The following is a 14813-nucleotide window of genomic DNA, read 5'->3' on the forward strand; positions in this document are numbered from 1 at the left end:
GGCCGCCCAGGAGACACGTCATGCAGCACTGGAAACGCACGATGCAAGACGCCAACCGCCTGTTCGAGCAGGGCGAGCTGGTCGATGCCCGGGAACACTACCTGCAAGCCCTGGCCCTGGCCCAGGTGCTGTTCGAGCGCTGGCATGACGTCGACGAGGCGGTGGCCGCACTGGTCATCGCCCATCACAACCTGGCCGACCTGCACCTGCGCCTGAACCAGCCGCAGGAAAGCGCCGACTACCTGTGCGCGGCGCACCAGCGGCTGCTCCAGGCCAGTCAGGACCAGCGCCTGCCCCAGGCCCTGCGCGACGCTGCGTTGCGCCACAGCGGGCGCACCTACACCGAGTTGCTGAGCTTCATCGCCGAATACGGCCAATACCCGCGTACCGTGCGCCTGCTCAACCGGCAGGCCCCGGTGGCCAGCGAGCTGGTCGCACATACGGATATCACTGATCGCACACCTGCCTACGGAATCCACTGACATGCCGCATACCTTGCCTGCGTTGCCCTATGCCTACGATGCGCTGGAACCGCACATCGACACCCAGACCATGGAGATCCACCACAGCAAGCATCACCAGACCTACATCAACAACCTCAACGCCGCCATCGAGGGCACCGAGTGGGCCGAATGGCCGGTGGAACGCCTGGTGGGCGCGGTCAAGCAGCTGCCCGAGAAGCTCCAGGGCGCGGTGATCAACCAGGGCGGTGGACATGCCAACCACACCTTGTTCTGGACCGTCATGTCGCCCAAGGGCGGCGGCCAGCCGGCAGGGCAGGTGGCCAAGGCCATCGATGCGCAGCTCGGCGGCTTCGAGGCGTTCAAGGAGGCCTTCACCAAGGCCGCGCTGACCCGTTTCGGCAGCGGCTGGGCCTGGTTGAGCGTGACTCCGCAGAACACTCTGGTCGTTGAGAGCAGCGGCAACCAGGACAGCCCGCTGATGCACGGCAACACACCGATCCTCGGCCTGGACGTGTGGGAGCACGCCTATTACCTGAAGTACCAGAACCGTCGTCCGGAATACATTGGCGCCTTCTACAACGTGGTCGACTGGGCCGAAGTGGAACGTCGCTACCTTGAAGCCTTGAAGTGAGCCTGACCGGTATGCGTGCCGAGGTGATGTCTGTCAGCAGTGTGCGCCTGTTCCGTCTGGCGCTTGGGACCATGCTGTTGCTGGTTGGCACCGCGTTGCTGGTGGCGCGGGGCATCGCCTGGCTGGACCTGGAACCGCGCATGTTGCGTGCCCTCGAGGGCGGCGCATTGTGCGCACTGGGGACGGCGTTGGGCGCGGTACCGGTACTGGTTATTCGCAACATGCCGGTGGCCGTGGCCGACACCTTGCTTGGCTTTGGTGCCGGCGTGATGCTGGCGGCCACCGCGTTCTCGCTGATCATGCCCGGGCTGGATGCGGCCCAATCCATCGGTTTCAGCCCATGGTGCGCCGGTGGCCTGATCAGCGGCGGCTTGCTGTTCGGTGCGCTGTGCCTGTTCCTGGTCGACCTCAAGGTTTCCGGCGCCTCGCCGGAGGCCTTGGTCGGCAGCGATCGGCAGCCGGTGATCGCGGCGCGGATCTGGTTGTTCGTCATCGCCATCATCGCCCACAACATCCCCGAAGGCATGGCCATCGGTGTGTCCGCCGGCGGGGGCATGTCCGATGCCGACAGCCTGGCCATGGGCATCGCGCTGCAGGATGTACCGGAGGGCCTGGTAATCGCGCTGGTACTGGCCGGGGCCGGCATGCCGCGGTTCAAGGCGTTCCTGATCGGCGCGGCATCCGGACTGGTCGAGCCGCTGGCCGCGGTGATCTGCGCCTGGCTGGTGAACATCGCCGAACTGCTGCTACCGCTGGGCCTGGCCTGCGCGGCGGGGGCGATGCTGCTGGTGGTGACCCAGGAAATCATTCCCGAATCGCGCAGCAACGGGCATCACCGCCTGGCGAGCCTGGGGCTGTGTGTCGGGTTCTGCCTGATGATGGTGATGGACACGGCGCTGTCTTGAGCCTGGCACGGTCCCCCTGTAGGAGCGTGCGCAGTCGCTAGCGGCGCTTACTCGCCTTCGTCGAAGAAGTTCTCGATCAATGCGACCAACGCATCCATGGCTTCAGTGTCCTGCTCACCCTCGGTGTGCAGGTGCACTGGCGTGCCCTTACCTGCGGCGAGCATCATCACTGCCATGATGCTCTTGCCGTCCACCAGCTTGTCCGGCGCGCGGCCGACCCGTACCTGGCAGGGAAAGCGACCGGCCACGCCGACGAACTTGGCGGCCGCCCGCGCATGCAGGCCCAGCTTGTTGATGATGGTGATTTCGCGGGCGGGCATCGTGGGGCGGATCCTGTGGGCTAGAGGTCGCGGTGGCGGACCTGGACGTTTTTCAGGGATTGCTGGAGCAGTTGGCCAAGCCGTTCGGTGATGTACACCGAGCGGTGGTGGCCGCCGGTACAGCCTATGGCGATGGTGACATAGGCGCGGTTGCTGGCGGCGAAGCGCGGCAGCCACTTGAGCAGGTAGCCGGAGATGTCCTGGAACATTTCCTCGACGTCCGGCTGGGCGGCCAGGTAATCAATTACCGGCTGTTCGAGGCCGGAATGCTCGCGAAGTTCCGGCTTCCAGTACGGATTGGGTAGGCAGCGCACGTCGAACACCAGGTCGGCGTCCACCGGCATGCCACGCTTGAAACCGAATGACTCGACCAGGAACGCGGTGCCTGGCTCGGGCTGGTTGAGCAGGCGCAGCTTGATAGAATCGCGCAGCTGGTAGAGGTTCAGGCTGGTGGTGTCGATCTTCAGGTCGGCGAGGTCGGCGATCGGGCCGAGCAGCTCGCTTTCCACGCGGATCGCCTCGGCCAGCGAACGGCTGTCGTTGGTCAGCGGGTGGCGGCGGCGGGTTTCCGAGAAGCGCTTGAGCAGGGTGTCTTCGTCGGCGTCCAGGTACAGCACGTCGCACTGGATATGGCGCGAACGTGCCTCTGCCAGCAGTTCGGGGAAGCGTGACAGGTGGCTGGGCAGGTTGCGTGCATCAATGGACACAGCGACCTTCGGTTGCAGCAGCTCGGTGTTGAGTAGCGCGTTTTCCGCCAGCTGCGGCAACAGCCCGGCGGGCAGGTTGTCGATGCAGTAGTAGCCGTTGTCTTCCAGCACGTCGAGGGCGGTACTCTTACCGGAGCCGGAGCGACCGCTGACGATGATCAGGCGCATGTTCAGTGCTCGTTCTGTACGTCCAGGACGACCTGGTAAAGGGTCTCGCTGCTGTCGGCGGCACGCAGGCGATCGCGGACCTCCTTGCGATCGAGCATGCTGGCGATCTGGCGCAGCAGTTCAAGGTGGGCATCGGTGGCGGCTTCCGGGACCAGCAGGACGAACAGCAGGTCGACCGGGGCACCATCGATGGCGTCATAATCGATGGGGGCATCCAGGTGCAGCAGGGCGCTCACTGGCGCGCTGCAGCCCACAAGCCGGCAGTGCGGAATGGCGATGCCATTGCCAAAACCGGTGGAACCGAGTTTTTCCCGAGCGATGAGCTTGTCGAAGACATCTTGCATCTCCAGCTCGGGTACTTGCTCGGCGATCAGGTTGGCGACCTTTTCCAGGGCGCGCTTCTTGCTGCCGCCCGGCACGTTCACGAGGGAACGGCCGGGGGTCAGGATGGTTTCAAGTCGGATCATGGATGAGGGGGATCAGCGGGCGGCTGCGCCTTGCAGCAGGCTTTGCTGTTTTTCCTTGTGTTTTTTCAGTTGGCGATCGAGTTTGTCGGCCAGGGCGTCGATTGCCGCGTACATGTCTTGATGTTCGGCGTTGGCGACGACTTCGCCACCGGGAATCTGGAGTGTGGCTTCCACCTTCTGCTGCAGCTTCTCGACCTTCATGATCACCGTCGCATTGGTGATCTTGTCGAAATGACCCTCCACGCGGGCGAGCTTCTCGAGCACGTAATCGCGCAGTGGTTGGGTGACTTCTACATGCTGTCCACTGATGTTGACTTGCATACAGCTTCTCCTTTGTTGCCCGTGCATAAAGAGGCAGGTCTTGCACCTGCCACTGAAACGCTGTGGCACATCCTGGGGCTACATCAGTCGCTTGCGCTCGCTCGATGGGGCGATGCCCAACGATTCACGGTACTTGGCGACGGTGCGACGGGCTACCTGGATGCCTTGTGCCTCCAGTAAACCAGCGATCTTGCTGTCACTCAATGGCTTTTTCTGATTTTCCGCCGCCACCAGTTTCTTGATGATCGCGCGGATCGCCGTGGACGAGCATTCGCCGCCTTCGGCGGTGCTCACGTGGCTGGAGAAAAAGTATTTCAGTTCGTAGATGCCGCGCGGGGTGTGCATGTATTTCTGCGTGGTCACCCGGGAAATGGTCGACTCGTGCATGCCCACTGCCTCGGCGATATCGTGCAGCACCAGCGGCTTCATGGCCTCGTCGCCATGGTCGAGGAAGCCGCGCTGGTGCTCGACGATCTGCGTCGCCACCTTCATCAGCGTCTCGTTGCGGCTCTGCAGGCTCTTTATGAACCAGCGCGCTTCCTGCAGCTGGTTGCGCATGAAGGTGTTGTCGGCGCTGGTGTCGGCGCGGCGAACGAAGCCGGCGTACTGCGGGTTGACCCGCAGGCGCGGTACCGCTTCCTGGTTGAGCTCGACCAGCCAGCGCTCGCTGTCCTTGCGCACGATGACGTCGGGCACGACGTACTCGGGTTCGCTGGACTCGATCTGCGAGCCGGGGCGCGGGTTGAGGGTCTGCACCAGTTCGATGACCTGGCGCAGCTCGTCTTCCTTGAGCTTCATGCGGCGCATCAGCTGGCTGTAGTCGCGGCTGCCGAGCAGGTCGATGAAGTCGGTGACCAGGCGCTGGGCCTCACCCATCCAAGGCGTCGAGGCCGGCAGTTGGCGCAGTTGCAGCAGCAGGCATTCACCGAGGGAACGGGCGCCGATGCCGGCAGGTTCGAACTGCTGGATGCGGTGCAGCACCGCCTCGACCTCGTCCAGCTCGATGTCGAGTTCCGGGTCGAAGCCTGCGCAGATCTCCTCGAGGGAGTCTTCCAGGTAGCCCTGGCCGTTGATGCTGTCGATCAGGGTGACGGCGATCAGGCGGTCGGTATCGGACATCGGTGCCAGGTTGAGCTGCCACAGCAGGTGACTCTGCAGGCTCTCGCCGACCGAGGTGCGGGTGGTGAAGTCCCACTCGTCGTCATCATTGCTCGGCAGGCTGCTGGCGCTGGTCTGGTAGATGTCTTCCCAGGCGGTGTCGACCGGCAGCTCGTTGGGGATGCGCTCGGCCCATTCGCCGTCTTCGAGGTTTTCCGCGGTGCTGCTGGTACTGGTTTCCTGGAAACTGTTGTCCTGGACTTCGGCCGCCGGCTTGTTCTCGGCGTTGTCCGCCATCGGGTCGCTGTTGTCGAAGTCCTCGCCGTCTTCCTGACGTTCGAGCATCGGATTGGACTCCAGCGCTTCCTGGATTTCCTGCTGGAGGTCCAGGGTGGAGAGCTGAAGCAGACGGATGGCCTGTTGCAACTGCGGGGTCATCGTCAGTTGCTGGCCCATTTTTAGGACGAGCGATGGTTTCATGGCTGGGGCTTGATACCTTGTTGCCGGCGCGCATGCGCCATCCACTACACGGAGGGCGCCTGGGCGCCGATTTTAAGCAAGTTGTATGCCTGAAATTGCAGCGTTTGCCTAGAGCACTGTAACAACTTAAGCCTCGAACAGGCGCTTGCGCCAGTGCTCCGGGCAGGCCGGGGTCAGAGTCGGAACTCGTGCCCCAGGTACACTTCCTTGACCAGCTGGTTGGCCAGGATGGTCTCGGCGTCGCCTTCGGCGATCAGCTGGCCATCGTTGACGATGTAGGCGGTCTCGCAGATGTCCAGGGTCTCGCGAACGTTGTGGTCGGTGATCAAAACGCCGATGCCCTTGTTCTTGAGGTGGTGGATGATCTGCTTGATGTCGCCGACGGAGATCGGGTCGACACCGGCAAAGGGTTCGTCCAGCAGGATGAACTTGGGCGCGGTGGCCAGGGCGCGGGCGATCTCGACGCGGCGGCGTTCGCCACCGGAGAGGCTCATGCCGAGGTTGTCGCGGATGTGGCTGATGTGGAACTCCTGCAGCAGGCTTTCCAGCTCCTTGCGCCGGCCGTCGCGGTCGAGGTCCTTGCGGGTCTCGAGGATGGCCATGATGTTGTCGGCCACCGACAGCTTGCGGAAGATAGAGGCTTCCTGCGGCAGGTAGCCGATACCGGCCTGGGCGCGTCCGTGCATGGGCTGGTGGCTGACATCGAGGCTGTCGATCAGCACGCGACCCTGGTCGGCCTGGACCAGGCCGACGATCATGTAGAAGCAGGTGGTCTTGCCGGCGCCGTTGGGACCGAGCAGGCCGACGATCTGGCCGCTGTCGATGGACAGGCTGACGTCGCGAACGACCTGCCGGCCCTTGTAGCTCTTGGCCAGGTGCTGGGCTTTGAGGGTTGCCATTTACTCGGCCTTTTTCTTCGGTTGAATGACCATGTCGATGCGCTGACGTGGTGCAGTCACGTTGCCACCGCGACCGGCGGTAGCCACCTGGGTCTTGGTGTTGTAGACGATCTTCTCGCCTTCGGTGGTGTTGCCTTCGTTCTCGACCTTGGCGCGATCGGTGAGGATCACCATGTCTTTCTGCGCCTGGTACTGGATGGTCACGGCCCAGCCTTTCATCTTGTCGGGCTTGGCGGCGCTCTGCTGCTGCTCGAAGTAGGCCAGGTTGCCCACCGAGGTGACCACGTCGATGTCACCGGAGGCGGCGCGGGTCATGGTCACGGTGTTGCCTTTGATCATCATCGAACCCTGGGTGATGATCACGTCGCCGGTGTAGGTGGCAACGCCCTGCTTGTCGTCCAGATGGGCGTTGTCCGCCTGGATGCGGATCGGCTGGTCACGGTCGTTCGGCAGGGCGAAGGCGCTCGCGCTTCCCAGTGCTACACCCAGGCTGAGCAGAAGGGGGATGGTTTTAACGAGCCTCATACTGTCCTCTTACGTTAGAGAGCAGGTCCATCCTGCCTTCTTTCAAATACGCTTTCATTCCTTTGCCCGTAGTCGTGCCACCGGCGCCGTCGATTCTAACGGCTTGCTCGGTCTGCGCATATTGCTTCTGCGGGAACACGGTCATGCGTGTGCTGGTGATGATGGTTTCACGTTGCTTCTCGTCGGTGCGCGCCACGCGCACATCGTCGATGAGCTCGACCTCGGTGCCGTCCGGGTTGACCTCGGCGCGCTTGCTCTGCACGTGCCAGGGGTAGGCGGTGCCGCGGTACATGTGCAGGTCGGGCGTGGTCACCAGGGTGACCTCGCTGGCCTTGAGGTGCTCGACCTTGGCGGCGGTCATTTCGTACTGCAGCTTGCCGTCGGGCAGGAACTGCACGCTGTGGGCGTTGATCGCGTAGTAGTCGATGGCGCTCTGGTCGACCTGGGCCTGCGGCTGGTCGAGGAAACTCTCCGGGCTGATGTTCCAGTAGCCTACCGCAACCAGCACGGCGGCGATCCCGCCTAGCAGCGCGACATTTCTGATCTTCTTGCTGAACATGGGCAGCCTTACAGGTAGTGGGCGTTGGCAGCGTCCAGGGTGCCCTGGGCCTGCATGATCAGTTCGCAGAACTCGCGGGCGGCACCTTCGCCGCCGCGGGCCTGGGTAACGCCATGGGCGTGCTGGCGAACGAATGCCGCGGCGTTGTGCACCGCCATGCCCAGGCCGACGCGGCGGATCACCGGCAGGTCGGGCAGGTCGTCGCCGAGGTAGGCGACCTGTTCATAGCTTAGATTGAGTTCGGCAAGCAGGCCGTCGAGCACCACCAGTTTGTCCTCGCGGCCCTGGAACAGGTGCGGGATGCCGAGGTTCTTTGCCCGGCGCTCGACCACCGGGGTCTTGCGCCCGCTGATGATCGCGGTGGACACGCCCGCGGCCATGAGCATCTTGATGCCGTGGCCGTCGAGGGTGTTGAAGGTCTTGAACTCGCTGCCGTCCTCGAGGAAGTACAGGCGGCCGTCGGTGAGCACGCCGTCGACGTCGAACACCGCCAGCTTGATGGCCTTGGCGCGTTGCATCAGGTCCTGGTTCATTTACATCACTCCGGCGCGCAGCAGGTCGTGCATGTTCAGGGCGCCGGTCGGGCGGTCTTCCTGATCGACGACCACCAGCGCGCTGATCTTGTGGTCTTCCATGATCTTCAGGGCCTCGGCGGCGAGCATCTCGGCGCGGGCGGTCTTGCCGTGCACGGTCATGACCTCGTCGATGAGGGTCTTGTGCACGTCGATGTTGCGGTCCAGGCTGCGGCGCAGGTCACCGTCGGTGAACACGCCGGCGAGCTTGCCGTCGTCACCCAGGACCACGGTCATGCCCAGACCTTTGCGAGACATTTCAAGCAGCGCGTCCTTGAGCAGGGTGCCGCGTTTCACCAGTGGCAGTTCCTCGCCGGCATGCATGACGTTCTCGACCTTCAGCAGCAGGCGACGACCCAATGCGCCACCGGGGTGGGAGAAGGCGAAATCCTCGGCGGTGAAGCCACGGGCCTCGAGCAGGGCGATGGCCAGGGCATCGCCCAGCGCCAGCGCGGCGGTGGTGGAGGAGGTCGGCGCCAGGTTGAGCGGGCAGGCTTCCTGGGCAACGCTGGCGTCGAGATTGACCTCGGCGGCCTGGGCCAGGGGCGAGCCCGGGTTGCCGGTCAGGCTGATCATCTGGATGCCCAGGCGCTTGATCAGCGGCAGCAGGGTGACGATCTCGGCGGTGCTGCCGGAGTTGGACAGGGCAAGAATGACATCGTCCCGGGTGATCATGCCCATGTCGCCGTGGCTGGCCTCGGCCGGGTGCACGAAGAACGCCGGGGTGCCGGTGCTGGCCAGGGTGGCGGCGATCTTGTTGCCGATATGCCCCGACTTGCCCATGCCCACCACCACGACCCGTCCCTTGCTGGCCAGGATCAGTTCGCAGGCCTTGACGAAGTCACCGTCGATGCGGGCCAGCAGGGCCTCCACGGCCTCGAGTTCGAGGCGCAGGGTGCGCTGGGCGGATTGGATCAGCTCGCTGGATTGGGTCATGTTGAAACGCAATGCCTGATGAAAAGGCGGCGATTATAGCCGCAATGTGTGAAAGGCTCATCCTTCGAATGTCATATGGATGCCGCACCAGCCTGTCTGCGGCCTGAACGAGTGGGGGGACGCCCTTGGGGCGGGCCTATCAGCGGTGCTATAGTTCGCCGCTATTCGGCCCGCAGGGGACCTGTGTGCCTTCAAGATGAAGGCAGGCGTCCACATGACGAGGCTGCACTAGCAAGGAGTCTAGATGAGTGTGGATAGCGCCTACGCGGTCGAGTTGAAGGGTGTCACCTTCAAGCGCGGTTCGCGCAGCATTTTCAGCAACGTGGACATACGCATTCCCCGCGGCAAGGTCACCGGCATCATGGGGCCTTCGGGATGCGGCAAGACCACCTTGCTGCGCCTGATGGGCGCGCAGTTGCGCCCGTCTGGGGGCGAGGTCTGGGTCAACGGGCAGAACCTGCCCGCGCTGTCGCGCAGCGACCTGTTCGACGCGCGCAAGCAGATGGGCGTGCTCTTTCAGAGCGGTGCGCTGTTCACCGACCTGGATGTGTTCGAGAACGTGGCCTTCCCGCTGCGGGTACATACGCAGCTGTCGGACGAGATGATCCGTGACATCGTGTTGATGAAGCTGCAGGCCGTGGGCTTGCGCGGCGCCATCGACCTGATGCCCGACGAGTTGTCCGGCGGCATGAAGCGCCGCGTGGCACTGGCACGGGCGATCGCCCTCGATCCGCAGATCCTCATGTACGACGAACCGTTCGTCGGCCAGGACCCCATCGCCATGGGCGTGCTGGTGCGTCTTATCCGCTTGCTCAACGACGCCCTGGGCATCACCAGCATCGTGGTTTCCCACGATCTCGCGGAAACCGCGAGCATCGCCGACTACATCTATGTGGTTGGCGACGGCCAGGTGCTGGGGCAGGGCACGCCGGACGAACTGATGGGCTCGGACAACCCGCGCATCCGCCAGTTCATGAAAGGCGACCCGGACGGCCCGGTACCTTTCCACTTCCCTGCGCCTGACTACCGCGCCGATCTGTTGGGGGCGCGTTGATGCGCAGAAAATCCTTACTCGAACGTATCCGTCTGTTCGGCCGTTCGGCCATCGATGTACTGGCTGTGCTGGGACGCTCGTGCCTGTTCCTCGGCCATTCGCTGGGTGGGCGCAGCGGCATCGGCGGCGGTTTCCAGCTGCTGGTCAAGCAACTGTATTCGGTGGGCGTATTGTCGCTGGCGATCATCGTCGTGTCCGGCGTGTTCATCGGCATGGTACTGGCCCTGCAGGGCTACAGCATCCTCACCAAGTACGGCTCGGAGCAGGCTGTGGGGCAAATGGTCGCCCTGACCCTGCTGCGCGAGCTGGGGCCGGTGGTCACCGCCTTGCTGTTCGCCGGCCGCGCGGGCTCCGCGCTGACCGCCGAGATCGGCAACATGAAGTCCACCGAGCAGCTGTCGAGCCTGGAGATGATCGGCGTCGACCCGCTCAAGTACATCGTCGCCCCCAGGCTGTGGGCCGGTTTCATCTCGCTGCCGCTGCTGGCGCTGATCTTCAGCGTGGTCGGCATCTGGGGTGGCTCGTGGGTCGCCGTGGACTGGCTGGGCGTCTATGAAGGTTCGTTCTGGGCCAACATGCAGAACAGCGTTTCGTTCAGCGACGACGTGATCAACGGGCTGATCAAGAGCCTGGTGTTCGCCTTCGTCGTCACCTGGATCGCCGTATTCCAGGGGTACGACTGTGAGCCCACTTCAGAAGGGATCAGCCGTGCCACCACCAAGACCGTGGTCTATGCCTCGTTGGCAGTCCTGGGTCTGGACTTTATTCTGACCGCCTTGATGTTTGGAGATTTCTGATGCAAAACCGCACCCTGGAAATCGGTGTCGGCCTGTTCCTCCTGGCCGGGATCCTGGCGCTGCTGCTGCTGGCCCTGCGTGTCAGCGGGCTGTCGGCCAGCCCGAGCAGCGACACGTACAAAGTTTATGCGTACTTCGACAATATCGCCGGTTTGACGGTCAGAGCTAAGGTGACCATGGCCGGTGTGACCATCGGCAAGGTCACGGCCATCGATCTGGACCGCGATTCCTACACCGGTCGGGTCACGCTGCAGCTGGACAAGCATGTCGACAACCTGCCGACCGACTCCACTGCCTCGATCCTGACCGCAGGCCTGCTGGGCGAGAAGTACATCGGCATCAGCGTGGGTGGCGAGGAGGCGGTACTCAAGGACGGCAGCACCATCCACGACACCCAGTCGGCGCTGGTGCTGGAAGACCTGATCGGCAAGTTCCTGCTCAACTCGGTGGGCAAGGAACCGAAAGAAGCACAACCGGCTAATTAAGGAGTTTCCATGATTTCGATCCTGCGACGTGGCCTGCTGGTTCTGCTGGCGGCCTTCCCCTTGCTGGCCCTGGCGGCGCCGGGGCAATCCGCCCGTGATGTGATCCAGGGCACCACCACGCAGCTGCTCAGCGACCTGAAGGCCAACAAGGAGCAGTACAAGGCCAACCCCGAGGCGTTCTACAACGCGCTCAACAGCAACCTCGGCCCGGTGGTCGATGCCGACGGCATTTCCAGGAGCATCATGACCGTCAAGTATTCGCGCAAGGCGACGCCCGAGCAGATGCAGCGCTTCCAGGAGAACTTCAAGCGCAGCCTGATGCAGTTCTACGGCAACGCCCTGCTGGAGTACAACAACCAAGGGATCACCGTCGACCCGGCCAAGGCCGAGGACGGCGACCGCACCAGCGTCGGCATGAAGATCACCGGCACCAACGGCGCGGTCTATCCGGTGCAGTACACCATGCAGAAGCTCAAGGGCGAGTGGAAGGTGCGCAACGTCATCGTCAACGGCATCAACATCGGCAAGCTGTTCCGCGACCAGTTCCAGGACGCCATGCAGCGCAACGGCAACAACCTGGACAAGACCATCGACGGCTGGGCCGGCGAAGTGGCCAAGGCCAAGGAAGCGGCGGACAGCTCGCCGGATAAGGAAGTCAAATGAGTGACGCCGCCGTGAGCATGGCAGAGCCGGGCGTCCTCGCCCTGGCCGGCGTGCTGGACTATCGCAGCGGTCCGGCCCTGCGCAAGCAGGGCAAGGCGCTGGTCGCGGCGTGCCGTGAGCCACGCCTGGTGCTCGACTGCTCCGCGGTGGAGAAGTCCAGCAGCGTCGGCCTGTCGTTGCTGTTGGGCTTCATGCGCGATGCGCAGGCGGCCGGCAAGACCTGGGAACTGCGCGGTATCCCTGAGGATATGCGGGAAATCGCCGGGGTCTATGACCTCGATGAAGTGCTGGCAGGCTGATGCCCTGCCGTTCGCCAAAGGCCCCTCGGTCAGCGCGCCCACTCATGGGCTTCGCAGGCGAGGGGCTTTTTTGTATGATGGCCGACCCGCGCGCGTTGGGCGCCGATCGAGGTTGAGCATGCAGGCCGTAGAAGTCAAAAGCTTTCTGGAAGAGAAATTGCCGGGAACCCGGGTCGAAGTTGAAGGCGAAGGCTGCAACTTCCAGTTGAACGTGATCAGCGACGAGCTGGCCGGCCAGAGCCCGGTCAAGCGCCAGCAGGCGATCTATGCTCACCTCAATCCGTGGATCGCCAACGGCAGCATTCACGCGGTAACCATGAAATTCTTCAGCAGCGCAGCCTGGGCTGAGCGCACCTGAGCCAACTTGGCGGCGAGATACGTATGGACAAACTGATTATCACTGGCGGCCCGCGCCTCGACGGCGAGATCCGCATTTCCGGCGCGAAGAACGCTGCCCTGCCGATTCTCTCGGCCACCCTGCTGGCCGATGGTCCGGTCACGGTCGGCAACCTGCCGCACCTGCACGACATCACCACCATGATCGAGCTGTTCGGTCGCATGGGCATCGAGCCTGTGATCGACGAGAAGCTCTCGGTGGAAATCGATCCGCGCAGCATCAAGACCCTGGTCGCGCCCTATGAGCTGGTCAAGACCATGCGCGCCTCGATCCTTGTGCTCGGTCCGATGGTCGCCCGCTTCGGTGAGGCCGAAGTGGCGCTGCCGGGCGGTTGCGCCATCGGTTCGCGTCCGGTCGACCTGCACATCCGCGGCCTGGAGGCCATGGGTGCGAAAATCGACGTCGAAGGCGGCTACATCAAAGCCAAGGCACCCGAGGGCGGCTTGCGCGGCGCGCACTTCTTCTTCGACACCGTCAGCGTCACCGGTACCGAGAACATCATGATGGCCGCCGCCCTGGCCAAGGGCCGCAGCGTGCTGCAGAACGCCGCCCGCGAGCCGGAGGTGGTCGACCTGGCCAACTTCCTGATCGCCATGGGTGCGAAGATCCAGGGCGCTGGCACCGACACCATCACCATCGATGGCGTCGAGCGCCTGCACTCGGCCAACTACCGGGTCATGCCTGACCGTATCGAAACCGGCACCTACCTGGTCGCCGCTGCCGTGACCGGCGGCCGCGTCAAGGTCAAGGACACCGATCCGACCATCCTCGAAGCCGTCCTCGAGAAACTCAAGGAAGCCGGCGCCGATATCACCACCGGTGAAGATTGGATCGAGCTGGACATGCACGGCAAGCGTCCGAAGGCCGTGAACCTGCGTACCGCCCCGTACCCAGCGTTCCCGACCGACATGCAGGCGCAGTTCATCTCGCTCAATGCCATCGCCGAAGGCACCGGCGCGGTGATCGAGACCATCTTCGAAAACCGCTTCATGCATGTCTACGAGATGCACCGCATGGGCGCGCAGATCCAGGTCGAGGGCAACACCGCCATCGTCACTGGCGTCAAGGCGCTCAAAGGTGCTCCGGTGATGGCCACCGACTTGCGCGCTTCCGCCAGCCTGGTACTGTCGGCGCTGGTCGCTGAAGGCGACACCCTGATCGACCGCATCTACCACATCGACCGTGGCTACGAATGCATCGAGGAAAAACTGCAGATGCTGGGCGCGAAGATCCGTCGCGTACCGGGCTAGTCTGCATGGCGCAGGGACGCGCCCCGAATTTTATGCGGCCGGGCTGTGCCCGGCTGGCTATAGCTGCTTAAGGACCGACGTTCCAATGTTGACCATCGCGCTATCCAAAGGCCGGATTCTCGACGATACCCTGCCACTGCTGGCCGAAGCCGGTATCGTGCCGACCGAGAATCCGGACAAGAGCCGCAAGCTGATCATCCCGACCACCCAGGATGATGTCCGCCTGCTCATCGTGCGTGCCACCGACGTGCCGACCTATGTCGAGCATGGCGCCGCCGACCTCGGTGTGGCCGGCAAGGACGTGCTGATGGAATACGGCGGCCAGGGCCTGTACGAGCCCCTGGACCTGCAGATCGCCCAGTGCAAGCTGATGACCGCCGGCGTAACCGGCACGCCCGAGCCCAAGGGCCGCCTGCGCGTGGCCACCAAGTTCGTCAATGTAGCCAAGCGCTACTACGCCGAGCAGGGCCGCCAGGTCGACATCATCAAGCTGTATGGCTCCATGGAGCTGGCGCCGCTGATCAACCTCGCCGACAAGATCATCGACGTGGTCGACACCGGTAATACCCTGCGCGCCAACGGCCTCGAGCCCCAGGAACTGATCGCCACGATCAGCTCGCGCCTGGTGGTCAACAAGGCTTCCATGAAAATGCAGCACGCCCGTATCCAGAGCCTGATCGACACCCTGCGCAACGCCGTCGAATCGCGACACCGCGGCTGACCTCTGCGCGCGACCTCCGCTGTCGCGCCCGTCTATCCGCGTCATAGCCAATTTTCTCAGGTGCCCGCGCGGATGGAGTGGTAGCTTTAGGGCGC

21 protein-coding genes are annotated in these 14813 nt (G+C 63.7%); 11 read left to right on the plus strand and 10 right to left on the minus strand.

Features of this window, described 5'->3' with window-relative positions; genetic code table 11:
* The first annotated feature begins 20 nt into the window (after positions 1–20).
* From ACVWZ5_RS06330 to ACVWZ5_RS06340, 3 genes are read left to right on the plus strand one after another with little or no spacing between them, the layout of a single operon-like run.
* The gene (locus ACVWZ5_RS06330; RefSeq protein ID WP_186599314.1) at positions 21–482 is read left to right on the plus strand and encodes a hypothetical protein; all 462 of its coding nucleotides are present in this window, start codon (positions 21–23) and stop codon (positions 480–482) included.
* A gap of 1 nt (position 483) precedes the next feature.
* Positions 484–1095: a superoxide dismutase gene (locus ACVWZ5_RS06335; RefSeq protein WP_062572908.1), complete on the plus strand. Its 612-nt coding sequence runs from the start codon at positions 484–486 to the stop codon at positions 1093–1095.
* Between the two features lie 11 nt (positions 1096–1106).
* The gene (locus ACVWZ5_RS06340; RefSeq protein WP_062575684.1) at positions 1107–2000 is read left to right on the plus strand and encodes a ZIP family metal transporter; all 894 of its coding nucleotides are present in this window, start codon (positions 1107–1109) and stop codon (positions 1998–2000) included.
* A gap of 47 nt (positions 2001–2047) precedes the next feature.
* Here the strand turns inward: ACVWZ5_RS06340 and ACVWZ5_RS06345 are convergent, their stop codons facing one another.
* The 10 genes from ACVWZ5_RS06345 to ACVWZ5_RS06390 form a co-directional block, all read right to left on the minus strand.
* Positions 2048–2320 carry an HPr family phosphocarrier protein gene (locus ACVWZ5_RS06345; protein WP_062572909.1) on the minus strand — a complete coding sequence of 91 codons (273 nt, stop codon included), beginning with the start codon at positions 2318–2320 and terminating at the stop codon, positions 2048–2050.
* 20 nt (positions 2321–2340) lie between these two features.
* Complete coding sequence (gene rapZ, locus ACVWZ5_RS06350) at positions 2341–3195, minus strand: RNase adapter RapZ (RefSeq protein ID WP_062572910.1); 855 nt, start codon at positions 3193–3195, stop codon at positions 2341–2343.
* 2 nt (positions 3196–3197) lie between these two features.
* Positions 3198–3662: a PTS IIA-like nitrogen regulatory protein PtsN gene (ptsN, locus tag ACVWZ5_RS06355; protein ID WP_062572911.1), complete on the minus strand. Its 465-nt coding sequence runs from the start codon at positions 3660–3662 to the stop codon at positions 3198–3200.
* Positions 3663–3674: 12 nt separating this feature from the next.
* Entirely contained in the window at positions 3675–3983 is a 309-nt protein-coding gene (gene hpf / locus ACVWZ5_RS06360) for a ribosome hibernation-promoting factor, HPF/YfiA family (protein ID WP_011532415.1), read from the minus strand.
* 78 nt (positions 3984–4061) lie between these two features.
* Positions 4062–5561, minus strand: a complete 1500-nt coding sequence (locus ACVWZ5_RS06365; RefSeq protein WP_028689657.1) for an RNA polymerase factor sigma-54 — start codon at positions 5559–5561, stop codon at positions 4062–4064.
* 173 nt (positions 5562–5734) lie between these two features.
* Entirely contained in the window at positions 5735–6460 is a 726-nt protein-coding gene (gene lptB, locus ACVWZ5_RS06370) for an LPS export ABC transporter ATP-binding protein (protein WP_011532417.1), read from the minus strand.
* Positions 6461–6985: a lipopolysaccharide transport periplasmic protein LptA gene (lptA, locus tag ACVWZ5_RS06375; RefSeq protein WP_011532418.1), complete on the minus strand. Its 525-nt coding sequence runs from the start codon at positions 6983–6985 to the stop codon at positions 6461–6463. It abuts the gene before it with no gap.
* Positions 6972–7544: an LPS export ABC transporter periplasmic protein LptC gene (lptC, locus tag ACVWZ5_RS06380; RefSeq protein WP_062572912.1), complete on the minus strand. Its 573-nt coding sequence runs from the start codon at positions 7542–7544 to the stop codon at positions 6972–6974. Before lptC ends, lptA begins: the two co-directional genes overlap by 14 nt.
* Before the next feature lie 8 nt (positions 7545–7552).
* On the minus strand, positions 7553–8077 hold the full coding sequence (locus tag ACVWZ5_RS06385; RefSeq protein ID WP_062572913.1) for a KdsC family phosphatase: 525 nt from the start codon (positions 8075–8077) through the stop codon (positions 7553–7555).
* Positions 8078–9052 carry a KpsF/GutQ family sugar-phosphate isomerase gene (locus ACVWZ5_RS06390; RefSeq protein WP_028689660.1) on the minus strand — a complete coding sequence of 325 codons (975 nt, stop codon included), beginning with the start codon at positions 9050–9052 and terminating at the stop codon, positions 8078–8080.
* A 244-nt stretch (positions 9053–9296) separates the two neighbouring features.
* On the opposite strand from ACVWZ5_RS06390, the gene ACVWZ5_RS06395 reads away from it, so the two are divergent.
* The 8 genes from ACVWZ5_RS06395 (at position 9297) to hisG (ending at position 14718) form a co-directional block, all read left to right on the plus strand.
* A complete protein-coding gene (locus ACVWZ5_RS06395) occupies positions 9297–10106 on the plus strand; it encodes an ATP-binding cassette domain-containing protein (protein ID WP_062572914.1) in 810 nt (269 codons plus the stop codon).
* Positions 10106–10903 carry a lipid asymmetry maintenance ABC transporter permease subunit MlaE gene (gene mlaE, locus ACVWZ5_RS06400; RefSeq protein ID WP_028689662.1) on the plus strand — a complete coding sequence of 266 codons (798 nt, stop codon included), beginning with the start codon at positions 10106–10108 and terminating at the stop codon, positions 10901–10903. The genes ACVWZ5_RS06395 and mlaE overlap by 1 nt, the downstream gene beginning before the upstream one ends.
* The gene (gene mlaD, locus ACVWZ5_RS06405; RefSeq protein WP_062572915.1) at positions 10903–11388 is read left to right on the plus strand and encodes an outer membrane lipid asymmetry maintenance protein MlaD; all 486 of its coding nucleotides are present in this window, start codon (positions 10903–10905) and stop codon (positions 11386–11388) included. The genes mlaE and mlaD overlap by 1 nt, the downstream gene beginning before the upstream one ends.
* Positions 11389–11397: 9 nt before the next feature.
* Entirely contained in the window at positions 11398–12051 is a 654-nt protein-coding gene (locus tag ACVWZ5_RS06410; protein ID WP_457340474.1) for an MlaC/ttg2D family ABC transporter substrate-binding protein, read from the plus strand.
* Positions 12048–12350, plus strand: coding sequence for an STAS domain-containing protein (locus ACVWZ5_RS06415; RefSeq protein ID WP_062572917.1), 303 nt, complete (start codon positions 12048–12050; stop codon positions 12348–12350). Before ACVWZ5_RS06410 ends, ACVWZ5_RS06415 begins: the two co-directional genes overlap by 4 nt.
* Positions 12351–12468: 118 nt before the next feature.
* Positions 12469–12708 (plus strand): BolA family protein, encoded by a 240-nt coding sequence (locus tag ACVWZ5_RS06420; protein WP_028689666.1) that lies wholly within the window; start codon positions 12469–12471, stop codon positions 12706–12708.
* A 23-nt stretch (positions 12709–12731) separates the two neighbouring features.
* Positions 12732–13997 carry a UDP-N-acetylglucosamine 1-carboxyvinyltransferase gene (gene murA / locus ACVWZ5_RS06425; RefSeq protein ID WP_062572918.1) on the plus strand — a complete coding sequence of 422 codons (1266 nt, stop codon included), beginning with the start codon at positions 12732–12734 and terminating at the stop codon, positions 13995–13997.
* 85 nt (positions 13998–14082) lie between these two features.
* Positions 14083–14718 (plus strand): ATP phosphoribosyltransferase, encoded by a 636-nt coding sequence (gene hisG, locus ACVWZ5_RS06430; protein ID WP_457340475.1) that lies wholly within the window; start codon positions 14083–14085, stop codon positions 14716–14718.
* Positions 14719–14813: the final 95 nt, after the last annotated feature.

This window comes from Pseudomonas sp. TE6283 (assembly GCF_054060555.1).

Bases quoted from the DNA above. Each gene is read 5' to 3' on its own strand.
- murA (WP_062572918.1), top strand. From the start codon at position 12,732: ATGGACAAACTGATTATCACTGGCGGCCCGCGCCTCGACGGCGAGATC.
- rapZ (WP_062572910.1), bottom strand. From the start codon at position 3,195: ATGCGCCTGATCATCGTCAGCGGTCGCTCCGGCTCCGGTAAGAGTACC.
- ACVWZ5_RS06410 (WP_457340474.1), top strand. From the start codon at position 11,398: ATGATTTCGATCCTGCGACGTGGCCTGCTGGTTCTGCTGGCGGCCTTC.
- ACVWZ5_RS06390 (WP_028689660.1), bottom strand. From the start codon at position 9,052: ATGACCCAATCCAGCGAGCTGATCCAATCCGCCCAGCGCACCCTGCGC.
- ACVWZ5_RS06340 (WP_062575684.1), top strand. From the start codon at position 1,107: ATGCGTGCCGAGGTGATGTCTGTCAGCAGTGTGCGCCTGTTCCGTCTG.
- ACVWZ5_RS06395 (WP_062572914.1), top strand. From the start codon at position 9,297: ATGAGTGTGGATAGCGCCTACGCGGTCGAGTTGAAGGGTGTCACCTTC.
- mlaD (WP_062572915.1), top strand. From the start codon at position 10,903: ATGCAAAACCGCACCCTGGAAATCGGTGTCGGCCTGTTCCTCCTGGCC.
- lptB (WP_011532417.1), bottom strand. From the start codon at position 6,460: ATGGCAACCCTCAAAGCCCAGCACCTGGCCAAGAGCTACAAGGGCCGG.
- hpf (WP_011532415.1), bottom strand. From the start codon at position 3,983: ATGCAAGTCAACATCAGTGGACAGCATGTAGAAGTCACCCAACCACTG.
- lptA (WP_011532418.1), bottom strand. From the start codon at position 6,985: ATGAGGCTCGTTAAAACCATCCCCCTTCTGCTCAGCCTGGGTGTAGCA.
- ACVWZ5_RS06335 (WP_062572908.1), top strand. From the start codon at position 484: ATGCCGCATACCTTGCCTGCGTTGCCCTATGCCTACGATGCGCTGGAA.
- ACVWZ5_RS06385 (WP_062572913.1), bottom strand. From the start codon at position 8,077: ATGAACCAGGACCTGATGCAACGCGCCAAGGCCATCAAGCTGGCGGTG.
- ptsN (WP_062572911.1), bottom strand. From the start codon at position 3,662: ATGATCCGACTTGAAACCATCCTGACCCCCGGCCGTTCCCTCGTGAAC.
- ACVWZ5_RS06345 (WP_062572909.1), bottom strand. From the start codon at position 2,320: ATGCCCGCCCGCGAAATCACCATCATCAACAAGCTGGGCCTGCATGCG.
- hisG (WP_457340475.1), top strand. From the start codon at position 14,083: ATGTTGACCATCGCGCTATCCAAAGGCCGGATTCTCGACGATACCCTG.
- ACVWZ5_RS06365 (WP_028689657.1), bottom strand. From the start codon at position 5,561: ATGAAACCATCGCTCGTCCTAAAAATGGGCCAGCAACTGACGATGACC.
- ACVWZ5_RS06420 (WP_028689666.1), top strand. From the start codon at position 12,469: ATGCAGGCCGTAGAAGTCAAAAGCTTTCTGGAAGAGAAATTGCCGGGA.
- mlaE (WP_028689662.1), top strand. From the start codon at position 10,106: ATGCGCAGAAAATCCTTACTCGAACGTATCCGTCTGTTCGGCCGTTCG.
- lptC (WP_062572912.1), bottom strand. From the start codon at position 7,544: ATGTTCAGCAAGAAGATCAGAAATGTCGCGCTGCTAGGCGGGATCGCC.
- ACVWZ5_RS06415 (WP_062572917.1), top strand. From the start codon at position 12,048: ATGAGTGACGCCGCCGTGAGCATGGCAGAGCCGGGCGTCCTCGCCCTG.
- ACVWZ5_RS06330 (WP_186599314.1), top strand. From the start codon at position 21: ATGCAGCACTGGAAACGCACGATGCAAGACGCCAACCGCCTGTTCGAG.